General features: G+C 41.5%; 9 protein-coding genes. 4 read left to right on the top strand and 5 right to left on the bottom strand.

Going from position 1 to position 10,969, the window contains the following annotated elements:
• Positions 1–1,558: hybrid sensor histidine kinase/response regulator transcription factor (locus AC1DND_RS14250; RefSeq protein WP_477582520.1), on the top strand; the 1,558-nt coding region annotated here is incomplete at its 5' end.
• A gap of 266 nt (positions 1,559–1,824) precedes the next feature.
• Here AC1DND_RS14250 and AC1DND_RS14245 read toward each other — a convergent pair.
• The 5 genes from AC1DND_RS14245 to AC1DND_RS14225 all read right to left on the bottom strand — a co-directional run bounded on the left by AC1DND_RS14245 (position 1,825) and on the right by AC1DND_RS14225 (position 8,596).
• Complete coding sequence (locus AC1DND_RS14245; RefSeq protein WP_477582519.1) at positions 1,825–2,901, bottom strand: RICIN domain-containing protein; 1,077 nt, start codon at positions 2,899–2,901, stop codon at positions 1,825–1,827.
• Between the two features lie 646 nt (positions 2,902–3,547).
• Positions 3,548–4,180 carry a TetR/AcrR family transcriptional regulator gene (locus tag AC1DND_RS14240; RefSeq protein WP_477582517.1) on the bottom strand — a complete coding sequence of 211 codons (633 nt, stop codon included), beginning with the start codon at positions 4,178–4,180 and terminating at the stop codon, positions 3,548–3,550.
• A 406-nt stretch (positions 4,181–4,586) separates the two neighbouring features.
• Complete coding sequence (locus AC1DND_RS14235) at positions 4,587–4,946, bottom strand: response regulator transcription factor (protein WP_477582515.1); 360 nt, start codon at positions 4,944–4,946, stop codon at positions 4,587–4,589.
• 38 nt (positions 4,947–4,984) lie between these two features.
• Positions 4,985–7,102, bottom strand: a complete 2,118-nt coding sequence (locus AC1DND_RS14230) for a sensor histidine kinase (RefSeq protein ID WP_477582513.1) — start codon at positions 7,100–7,102, stop codon at positions 4,985–4,987.
• 222 nt (positions 7,103–7,324) lie between these two features.
• Complete coding sequence (locus AC1DND_RS14225) at positions 7,325–8,596, bottom strand: glycoside hydrolase (protein WP_477582511.1); 1,272 nt, start codon at positions 8,594–8,596, stop codon at positions 7,325–7,327.
• 200 nt (positions 8,597–8,796) lie between these two features.
• On the opposite strand from AC1DND_RS14225, the gene AC1DND_RS14220 reads away from it, so the two are divergent.
• The 3 genes from AC1DND_RS14220 to AC1DND_RS14210 all read left to right on the top strand — a co-directional run bounded on the left by AC1DND_RS14220 (position 8,797) and on the right by AC1DND_RS14210 (position 10,807).
• Complete coding sequence (locus AC1DND_RS14220; protein WP_477582509.1) at positions 8,797–8,979, top strand: transposase; 183 nt, start codon at positions 8,797–8,799, stop codon at positions 8,977–8,979.
• Positions 8,980–9,074: 95 nt separating this feature from the next.
• The gene (locus AC1DND_RS14215; RefSeq protein ID WP_477582507.1) at positions 9,075–9,806 is read left to right on the top strand and encodes a helix-turn-helix transcriptional regulator; all 732 of its coding nucleotides are present in this window, start codon (positions 9,075–9,077) and stop codon (positions 9,804–9,806) included.
• Between the two features lie 149 nt (positions 9,807–9,955).
• Positions 9,956–10,807: an NmrA family NAD(P)-binding protein gene (locus AC1DND_RS14210; protein WP_477582505.1), complete on the top strand. Its 852-nt coding sequence runs from the start codon at positions 9,956–9,958 to the stop codon at positions 10,805–10,807.
• Positions 10,808–10,969 lie beyond the last annotated feature (162 nt).

Raw genomic sequence — 10,969 nt, 5'->3', positions numbered from 1 at the left:
GGCCATGATAAAAAGGAATGGAAAGCGTTTATTAAACCTGGTAAACCAGTTGCTCGATTTCCGTAAAATGGAAGAGCAGGAATTGCAATTACATAAGAGCGATGGCGAAATTGTATCCTTTATTAAAGATGCAACAGACTCATTTTATGATCTGGCAGAGCGCAAGCAGATCAAGTTTGCTTTTAAAAGTGCTGTTGAAAATCTATATGTATCGTTTGATCACGATAAGATTGAACGGATATTGTTCAATTTACTTTCAAACGCATTTAAATTTACGCCATCAGCAGGAGCCATAAGTGTTGAATTACAAAAGCTGCCGCATCAGGGAGAAGATGGCTGGGTTTCATTGGAGATAAAAGTGATAGATTCAGGAATTGGGATACCAAAAGATAGGCAGGAAATGATCTTCGAACGGTTTTTTCAAAATGAAACATCCTCATCCATCCTTAACCAGGGATCAGGAATTGGCTTGTCCATCACCAAAGAGTTTGTGAAAATGCACGGAGGTGAAATATTGGTAGAAAGTGAACCGGGTTTAGAAACTTGTTTTACCGTACACCTAAGACTCGCTTCCAGTTCAATTTCGGTGCAGGAGCAAAATGATGTTAAATATGCTGAATTGCCATATGCAGAATCAAATGAAACCATTATAGGCATACCGCTTACAAAAAGTAATGAACATGCCTATGACAGCTCCATAACCACTGAAAAACAATTATGTTCCGATGGAAAAAAGGATGAAAGTGAGTGTTCTGAGATGGATACCTGCATAACAAATGTGCCTCTTGTTTTGTTAATTGAAGATAATGAGGATTTTAGGTTTTACCTTAAAGATAACTTAAGGTCTTTTTATAAGATAGTAGAGGCCTCGAATGGTAAGGAAGGCTGGCAAAAGGCCCTTGCATTGCATCCTCATCTTATTGTTTCAGATATAAACATGCCGGAAATGAATGGCACTGAATTATGTAAAAAACTGAAAGCGGATGACAGGACCAAACATATCCCGATCATATTACTAACAGCTTTAACTGCTGAAGAAGAGCAGCTTAAAGGCTTRGAAACCGGAGCGAATGATTACATGACCAAGCCCTTTAATTTTGAAATCTTACATTCAAAAATAAAGAATCTGCTCACGCTTCATCAAACGTTTAAGAAAACTTATTCCAGACAGATCAGTATTCAGGCACCGGAAATAGAAATCGAATCTACAGATGTTAAATTCCTTAACGAAGTATTGCCTTATATTGATGCAAATCTTGATAAACCTGAGTTGTCTGTTGAGGACTTAAGTAAGCATATGAGGATGAGCAGGGTATCTTTGTATAGAAAGTGTTTGCAGGTAATGGGTAAAACGCCTGTTGATTTTATCCGATCTGTTAAGCTGGAGAGAGCAGCCGTATTATTAGAGAAAAGCGATAAAACCGTTTCAGAGATATGTTATATGGTTGGTTTTAGCGCTCCTAATTATTTTGCTAAGTCGTTTAAAGCAAAATATAATGTAGCACCATCCGAATATATGGCAGAAAAAAGGAAGGCCCATAAAGATAAAGACCTTTAAATTAAAACAGAACAAATATCCGAATCGAAGTGAACGAAGTGTTATTAACCAAATCTTCGGGAAATGAAAAAATATCAGCGTTCTTTATTGTCAATATCTTTTTAAAAAGAGGTTGTATCATAAATATAGATTTGTCATCCTGTCCGGAGGACTCCTGTAGAGAGCCTCCCGATTTTCATCGACAGGCTCAACATGACAGCATCTGAGGTGAAATCGCTTTTATGATACACCCTCTTCCATTCAATAGTAGCTACAGCTCTGTTTCTCTACATCCCGTCTGATCGCATTGCAAAAACTAATTTTACATGTCTGAAGGCATTTGTTTCACTCCATTCATTGTCATAGTTTAAACCGTAAGGCCAAAAATGCCCGCCTCCTGTGTGTATTACACCACTAGTGCCATCAAAAATTTTAACAAGTGCAACTGTGTTTGCGCCCAAGAAATCCCCCGTACTGGTATTTGATGTCCATCCGGTGCTTAGGCCTACGCCATAGGTGTGGGCAATTTCGTGCATTGCCGTACGCACATTCTGGTAACTGGTATTTGCACCAAAACGTATGTTTCCGTTGGTACTGCCATCAGCTGTGGGCACACCTGTGTTATATTGCACAGTAAGTGTGCGGGCGGGCCAATTGGCGCCAGCATTATATCTTGCACAGGCGTCATTCATGGCGTGGGTAATTCGGGTGACCACGTCAGCCGGTACCCCTGTACTGTTAAGCACCCAATTCAGTTGACCGCCTGCATTGACCGTTAACAAAGACCATTGCTGGTTTTCTCCGCCATTGTAAGCCCATTGCGCAACATTGGCACCATCAACGATTGACTGGTTGGCAACTTCAAGGTCCTTACCACTGTTTCGGTTAATGATGCGGTAATACCCGTTGCCCAATGAGGTGAATTGCCATTGCTGGTTCGTAGCGCCCGAATAGGTAGATATATTCACATTATCCCCATCAGCTGTTCCCGCCTGGTCTACCTGAAGTCCTTTGGCGCTATGCACACCAATAATTGAATAGTAATCACCAGGAAGTAGGGTCAGGGTCCATTTTTGATTTGTTCCGCCTGTACCGCCATATTGCGAAACATTCGAGCCGTCAGCAGTTTTAAAACCACCAACATCGAGTACTTTTCCACTTTTGCGGTTCACAATATAAAAGGTGCCATTGGTTACGGACAGCGGGGTTTCGTTTGGCGGTATTGCGCTCAGTTTTCCTTTCACCGAAAGCTGATCCTTGCTGTCTGGATCAGGAAGATCGTTTTTTCTGCAACTGCCAAAAAATAAAACAAATCCAAGCATCAATATGCCGGCTGAGGGTAAAGTAAAAGATTTTGTTTTCATAAAATTAGGTAAGAATGAATGAACAGGCATATGAACATGTTCGTTTGGTTATTTAAAGAGGACATATGCCACTCGTTTAGGTGAGCCCCTCTTTTTATGATCAATAAAAACTATTTAATCACCTTGTTTAAAAAGGTTCATCCTTTTAAAACGATCTGGTTATAAGGCTTTTGGTTTATCCCGTAATCACATGCCCATTCCTTGCTGCTGCTGCCTAAACAGCGGTAAGGATTAAAAGAAATTGTAAAAGATACTTCTGGTAGTTTACCAGATTTTTATACTTGGTTGAAACAAATTAACCATAAAAAATGTGCTTGTAGTGAGGGGTAATCTAATATAAATTAGGGGGTAAACTCCTCGTTTTCCTGCTTTATTCCAAGATGTTAAGCTAAATAGGAGAAAGCAATCTTTTATAAGCGTCTTTTTTACGTTTATTTGGTTTGGATTTTGGAGAAATCTGCCTGTTCGCGATCTCGCCAATTATGCGCTATAAATCCATAAAACACATCATACAAAAGAATTGTATTAGAAGGGAAAAAGCTGCGGAAAATCATGGGAATTTCGTGGCTTTTAATGAAGATTTGTGGAACTGAGAGAGACGAGCCTTTCATTTAATTGATTGTACTACAAACTTATTTAGGAATGGCTACAGGTACGCCCATTCAATGATTTGTTTAATGGTCTTTTTTATTTCGGCCTGTGCTTCTTCTTTCCTGATATCAACTCCACAGATCAGGCCGTTATTCGTATGAGCAATCATGGTAATGTAATATATACCCCCTATTAGAAGGGCAGCAACCGGCCTGATGTTTTTGTCTTTGCCTTTAAAGTATTCGTCAGTAAGTTCACTAAAAAACTGCTCTCCCAGGGATTCACGTCTCTCATTCAACTCCTCTAATACTTTTGAACTTTCGCACACCCCCCAACTGATGATCTTTCGCATTTCTTCATTTGCAATTAAAGAATCGAGCTGATCTTCCAATAAATGATACAACATTCCTTTGCCCTGATCGCTTCTGTTTTGCTCGATTATTTCTTTTGACTGATCGATATTTGCAGTATAAAAATCGCTATTGTTCAGGTATTCCTTTACCAGGCCTTCCATACTGCCGAAATAATCATAAACCAATTTTCGGTCTACTTCGGCTTTTAATGCTACTTTGCTAACGTTTAAGCCGGTAAAACCGTCGTTTTTTAAGATTTTACCAACAGCGGCCAGAAGTTTTTGTTTTGTCCATTCTTTATTTCTGATGGGGCCGCTCGTAGGTTTTCTTGTCATTCGGGAATTTTGGGTTACAATTTCTTGATCTGGAGATTATCCAAATATATATAATGCAGCGCTAATTGTTCCATCTTTTTCAACAGAACACATTGAGGTGGTACTATTTTGTTGCGTTGCTTTTTAAAAGGACGTATTTTAACTAGTTATCTTTTTACAATGCCATATTCCGGGCATTAGCTATCCATCTCCAAACTTTCTATTTTGGAAATCCGCCAAGACCGGTCCCTTTAAAACTAGCATAACTTAAAAATTAAGATAATATTTTAATCGAATCGTCCTTATTATTAGAGGAAGCTGAACCGTCGACAATTTGTCAACTCATATCAGGGTTACAATTGTCAAGTTTTTTACCAACCTCAAAAACTGTAACATTTTTCAGTATTGGAAACGGTGTTAAACCAATTTAAGCATACCGGTTTACCCGGGCAACGAAATGGTCGATATTAAAGGGCTTTGCTATAAATTCTGCGCCACAGCCCGAACCCATAATTTCGTTCTGGGTAGTGTTGGCAGACATCATGATGATATTAATGACTGAGGTACGTTCATCCATGCGCAATTGCCTGCAGATATCCAGTCCGTTACCGTCGGGCAACATGATATCAAGAATCGCTATATCAGGCAATCTCTGTGAGATCATATGGTTGAACGCCGCAACGGTAGGGCAGCCATTTACTTCATAGCCTTCTTCGGACAGGATATAACTGACCACCTCACTGATATCCGCGTCGTCCTCCAGGACATAAACTAATTTTTTGCTCATTTGTGTTTGTCTTTGTTATATTAGATTTAATGTGTATGTTACAGACTAGGGACTGCAAATTTAAATGCAGCACCTTTGCCGGGCTCGCTTTCCACCCATATCCGCCCTCCATGGCGTTCAATAATCTCCTTGGTAATGTAAAGGCCCAGTCCAAGTCCGGATATATTCCGGTCCTTTTCTCTTACCCTGTAAAACTGGCTGAATATATGGATCTGTTCGGTCGCAGGAATCCCTGCGCCATAATCTATCACGGAAATAATTATTTCATGGTCATGGTTTACAGCCGTTATATTAATATCCCGGGAGTGGGGCGCATACTTTACTGCATTACCAATCAGGTTTGTGATTACCTGTTCCATCCGCATTTTATCTCCCTGCAATACAAGGTCTCCTTCGCGGGTATAAATATAATTGTGTCCGGGAACGGTCTGCTCAAATGTTTCGCAGATATCACCGATCAGTGCACCAAGGTCCAGCCGTTCAAAATTGAACTGTAATTTGCCAGCCTGGACTTTGGAAATGTCAAACAGGTCGTTTATAAGGATATTGAGTTTGTCTACCTGCTTGATCGCCTTGTCTAAAAAAACTTTGTTCAGACCATCCGAAGCTGTTTTTTGAAGCACCTGAAGAAAGCCGCTCATAGAGGTAAGTGGTGTTTTGAGTTCGTGGGAAGCCAAGGCTATAAATTCATCCTTTTTAAGGCTAAGGGTTTTAACCTCTTCAAAAAGTTTAGAGTTATCGAGTGCTATGGCTGCCTGAGAAGCAACCCCAACCACCAGATCTTCATGATCCTGCAGAAATATGCCAGGTTCTGGGTGACCAAAGAAAAGTCCGCCGATTACTTTCCCTGTTGAGGAAATTACAGGTACGGCCAGATAACTGACCACAGGGAGGTGTCCATCGGGCATCCCAAAATGGGGAGCCATTTTGCCATAACGTTCATCTTTTCTGATGTTGTCTACACGCACGACCCCCTCACCACTAAAGGTGGTGTGGAATACTGCTGTATTACGGGGCATACCAAATTTTTCAAACGCCTCACGGGGAGCGCCCGATAGCGTATAGAGCATGTAAGATTCACCTTCCTCATTGATTTTATTGTAAAAGAAAGCGCCAAATGCCGCCCCGGTAAGTTCTGTTGTCGCATCGGTCACTTTCTGCAAAATGACATTAACATCCAGTTGTTCACTGATGCTCTTACCTATCGAATTCAGGATCATGAGCTTTTGGGAGTTGCTTTTTAAGGCATTTTCTGATTCTCTCTGGGCAGTGATATCCCTGGCTACCTTTGAAGCGCCAATGATTATCCCATCACTGTTCTTGATCGGGGAAACTGTTAAGGAGACCTGGATTTCCTTGTTTTCCTTGCTTATCCTTATGGTTTGAAAGTGGTCTATTTTTACACCTCTTTTGATACTGCCTATGATACGTTCTTCCTCATCAAGACGGTCTGGCGGGATCAATAGAGAGATGTGGCGGCCAATGGCTTCATTTTCGCTATAGCCGAAAATATTTTCAGCCCCTTTATTCCATGTGGTGATTATGCCCGCGAGCGTTTTGCTTACGATGGCATCATCGGAACTCTCCACTATGGCAGCCAATGCGGCCTGCTTTTCATCGGCAAGTTTTTGGGCTGTAATGTTACGTGCAATCTTACTTACCCCAATAATGCGGCCCTGCTTGTTCCTTATGGGTGATACGGTAAGCGATATAGGTATTTCAGTTCCGTCTTTGGCCAGGCGTACTGTCTTGTAATGTTCGATTCTTTGGCCTGCTCTTACCTTATTGATAATGTAATCTTCTTCATGTATCCGGTCTTGAGGGATGAGGATGGTAATGTGCTTCCCGATTACCTCTGATGCAGAATAGCCAAAAATTCCTTGTGCTCCCTTGTTCCAACTGGTAATGAAACCATCCAGCGTTTTAGAGACAATTGCATCTTCGGATCCTTCAATAATGGCTGCCAGTGTAGCTTGCTGTTCATCAGCGGTATACTCATCTGAAATGTCGCGGATCATTTGGGAAATGCCTATCAATTTTTGCTCAGCATCAGTAATCGGAGAGATGGTAATGGAAACATGCAGGCCTTCCCCGGTTACCGATCGGCGTATGGTACGGAAATCATGGACTTTCGCACCACTCCGCACAGTATCCACTAAGCGCTGATTAAATCCATTGACGCTGAGCTGGTGTTATGCAAAAATAAAAATTTCTTTAATTTGAACTAAATGTGATTTTTGAATAATTATACGAGTTTATTATTAAAATCGCCTTTGCTTTCGGGAGGTAGCGTTTGATGATTAAACAAAAGTGATCTGTGGTTTGATTTAATAAATGAATGGAATTTCCCTGACCATTTGGCCAGGGAAACGCAATTTTTAATAAGATACAAGTGTTGTAATGCTTGATGCAGAAAGGTTAATGCCAAAGCTTCCGCCCGAAACCGCGAAGCTGTTTGAGCCAAGATTTGTTGTGCTTGTTGTAAAATAGCGGTTGAATCCATTAACTGAAATCCCCGTATAGCTAAAGGGCTGATAAGTAACAGCTGTATTTTGGTTGATGATAACAAGCACTAATTTTGTCCCACTTTTGTATGCAGTAACATAAACACCAGTGCTTGGATTTGAAGTACAACTGATTTTGGTATATCCCGGGCGGACATATCTGGCGTAATGTGCCATGATGTAACCTAATTTTTGAATATTGCCACTTTCGCTGATMGGTCCGTAACTTCTTCTGATATACCACCATACATATGCACTCCATCCTGCATTCATACAGTCATGGATTTCTTTGGCTGCTGTCATTGCATTTGGCCAATCTTCCCCGCTTATGCTCGAATTGGTATAATGTTCGGTCATCCACACTGGTTTGCCAATATTCCCCAGGTTATATGGCGTTTTACCATAAATGTGGCCGCATACAAAACTGGTTTTTGATTTTGCAGTTGCATTACTGAGATAGGTATTAATATAAGTCTGGTTCATTTGAAATGGTTCAGGTGCCATAATCGGTGCGCCGCAATTGCTGCCCTGTGCAGCAACAAAGTCGGCTACTTCCGGAGCTGTAAGTTCCATAGATTCGTAGTTGACCTGATAATCCGGCTCATTCGTGGGACTAATGGCGGCAAGGCCGCCAACTGCACTATTGAACGCACTTAAATGTGCGGCATAGGCAGAATAAGAAGCTGTTTTGATTTTGCCACCTACTACGCTTCCATTGGTCTTCATCGATGCGGGTGCCGACCATGCTGAGGCGATAGCAGAGCCCCCATATGACTTGCATGCATCAATAGTTGCTTTTTCAGCAGAAAACTCTGTGGAGGAATTTGGGACACGTACGCGGACGATGCTTAAACCGATGCCGTTTGTAGGTGAAAATGCTGTACTTCTTTGGGTACTTGTCAAGTCCCCCGTCCATGCCACAATATTGGCTCCACCGAACCCTTTTATAGACTGTTGTACAGTAGAGGCGTTAATTTCGGCAGTACCCTGTACGGCGAGCGCTGCCATGCTTCCCTTAACGGAGTCCGATCTGAGCGCTGTGATCGTTTTTTGCGGAATTAACAGTTCTGCATCGTTGATTTGATTTTTTGAGCAGCCGGCAAATAATAGTGCTGCAGTGAGCACACATGAAATTTTGTTTCTCATAAGTAGATTTGGTTAGTGATTTAATTAATCAATTTTAAATAAATCAAGTGTTAGCGGATACTTCATATGGTTTTTTTTCTGACACATATGTTGAAAGACTAAGGTTTTGTTGCCCTCCCACATCAAGGGGATTAGCGTTGCTACATTTAACTAGAGGGATTTATTTGTCAGATTTGAACAGAAAATTTAAATTTGAATAGATGAGCAAACGAGTGTTTGATGATTCCTTTAAGAAAGCGTCTATAGATTTATCCAATAGCCGAGGGGCTATAAAAGAGATTGCTGATGAGCTGGGCATCAGCCAGAACCTTTTGAGCAAATGGAAACAGGATGCAACAGAATCCAAACAGTCTCTTCAGTTCTTACGGAAGATCAGAAACTGAGCAGGAAACTGCAAAAGGAGTTGAAGGATGCCTAAATAGAACGCGATATATTAAAATAGCCAATAATGTAGATATTTAATTTATGTCTTGTCCATATGTTGTCAAATAACCAATACCAATCTGGCAGTGCTACCCGTTTACGCAGGCTCATTGCCTTGCTTACCGTTTTGCAGACCAAGCGAATTGTAAACGCAACTGATCTTGCAACCCGGTTTAAGGTTAGCACAAGAACTGTTTATAGAGACATCAAGCTGTTGGAGGAGGCCGGTGTTCCGGTTTTTACGGAAGAAGGAAAAGGATTTTCGTTGGTTGAGGGTTATAAAGTCCCCCCATTGTTGTTTACAGAAAGCGAAGCAGCTGCTGTTATCACCGCTGAAAAACTCGTTGCCGGTAATAACGATGATTCACTGGTTAGAAATTACCGCAATGCGACAGACAAGGTAAAAGCTGTACTGCATTATGCGGAAAAAGAGAAAATGAACCTCCTCTCTGAACGTGTAAAAGTGTATGTTAATAACGACGAGAGGCCATTGAGTAGTCATTTAGCTGAGTTGCAACAGGCACTAACCGATTATAAGCTCATTAAAATCCAATACTGTGCTTTAAAAGAAAATGAAATTACAGAGCGTGTGGTTGAACCTTTTGCTTTGTTTTATGCAGCAAACAAGTGGTTGTTACTTGCCTTTTGCCGGTTGCGCAAGGATTACCGTTTTTTTAGGGTTGACCGGTTCCAGTCCTTTCATATCCTTGCCGAAAGATTTGAGCCACATAAAATGACGATCTCCCAATACCTCAACAGACTGGCAGAAGAAAGCATACATCCCTAGCGCTGCAGCTTTTTTTGTTTATTTCAGCTTCTTAATTTGTCTAAGCACACACCGGTTAATAAAAAATCCGAAGTTGAAAGCACCTATGACAGAGAGTTGTCACACTAGCTTGTAGTTTTGATCTATTACGAAATTTAACCTATAGCATTATGAACATCATCTCTGGAGGAACAGGGCAGATCGGATCTGCCTTAGCTAATGCCTTGCTCAAAAGCGGCGAGGCGGTAACCATTATTTCTCGAAGCTCGAAGTCTGCAGCTGATTGGCAAGCTAAAGGAGCAAAATTTGCAGTTGCAGATATTTATGACACTGAAGGTTTGCACGAGATCTTTCAAACTGGAAAAAACATTTTTATATTGAATCCGCCTGCTGATCCGTTGACAGACACGGACCTTCAGGAAAGGAAAACGGTCGCTTCCTTAGTGGAAGCCTTAAAAGGAACACTGGCAGAAAAGATAGTTGTTGCCTCGACGCTAGGGGCACAGCCTGGCAGCAGGATTGGTGATCTCAATACGTTATATGAGCTGGAGCAAGGGATAGGGGCTCTTGGATATCCTTATCAGATCATCAGATCCGCTTATTACATGAGCAATTGGGCGTCATCGTTGCCGATCATAAAAGAAACCGGTGAACTTATATCGTTCTTTCCCAAAACGCTTAAAATACCGATGGTCGCGCCTCGTGACATCGGGGAATTGGCGGCAAAGTTTATGACAACCAAGAACGGACCGGAGTTGAATGCTATGTTAGGCCCGGAACTTTATTCGCCACAGGATGTGGCGGACGGGTTTTCTGATGCACTGGGCAAGAAGGTAAGCGTAAAAGTAATTCCGAAGCAGCAATGGACTGATGCTTTTAAATCAGCGGGGTTTTCTGATGAGGCTGCTGCGTCTTACGCGGCTATGACCGAAATAGCAGCTAATCATATTGAGGTGCCGAAGAACGCTGTAAAGGGAAAAATTACGCTACAGCAGTATATCAATGACCTGGTAAAAGGATAAAGCAGAAACTGGCCGATCCGCCTAGATCACAATATATTTGATCACCTACCAATGAGGAAACGGTTAATTTGTTAATAATACCTTAACAGGCAAATAATTTAACTATGAATTGGATTTTATTGGCTATAGCCGGCCTATGTGAAGTGGCTTTTGCATCATGTC

It is taken from the genome of Pedobacter sp. 01N416, assembly GCF_056399685.1.
Note: the sequence above shows the minus strand (reverse complement) of the source record. Positions and strands in the feature narration are given on the sequence as shown.

What these genes read in the sequence shown, in the direction of transcription:
- AC1DND_RS14245 (WP_477582519.1), bottom strand. Translation starts at nt 2,901, where the DNA reads ATGAAAACAAAATCTTTTACTTTACCCTCAGCCGGCATATTGATGCTT.
- AC1DND_RS14240 (WP_477582517.1), bottom strand. Translation starts at nt 4,180, where the DNA reads ATGACAAGAAAACCTACGAGCGGCCCCATCAGAAATAAAGAATGGACA.
- AC1DND_RS14235 (WP_477582515.1), bottom strand. Translation starts at nt 4,946, where the DNA reads ATGAGCAAAAAATTAGTTTATGTCCTGGAGGACGACGCGGATATCAGT.
- AC1DND_RS14220 (WP_477582509.1), top strand. Translation starts at nt 8,797, where the DNA reads ATGAGCAAACGAGTGTTTGATGATTCCTTTAAGAAAGCGTCTATAGAT.
- AC1DND_RS14215 (WP_477582507.1), top strand. Translation starts at nt 9,075, where the DNA reads ATGTTGTCAAATAACCAATACCAATCTGGCAGTGCTACCCGTTTACGC.
- AC1DND_RS14210 (WP_477582505.1), top strand. Translation starts at nt 9,956, where the DNA reads ATGAACATCATCTCTGGAGGAACAGGGCAGATCGGATCTGCCTTAGCT.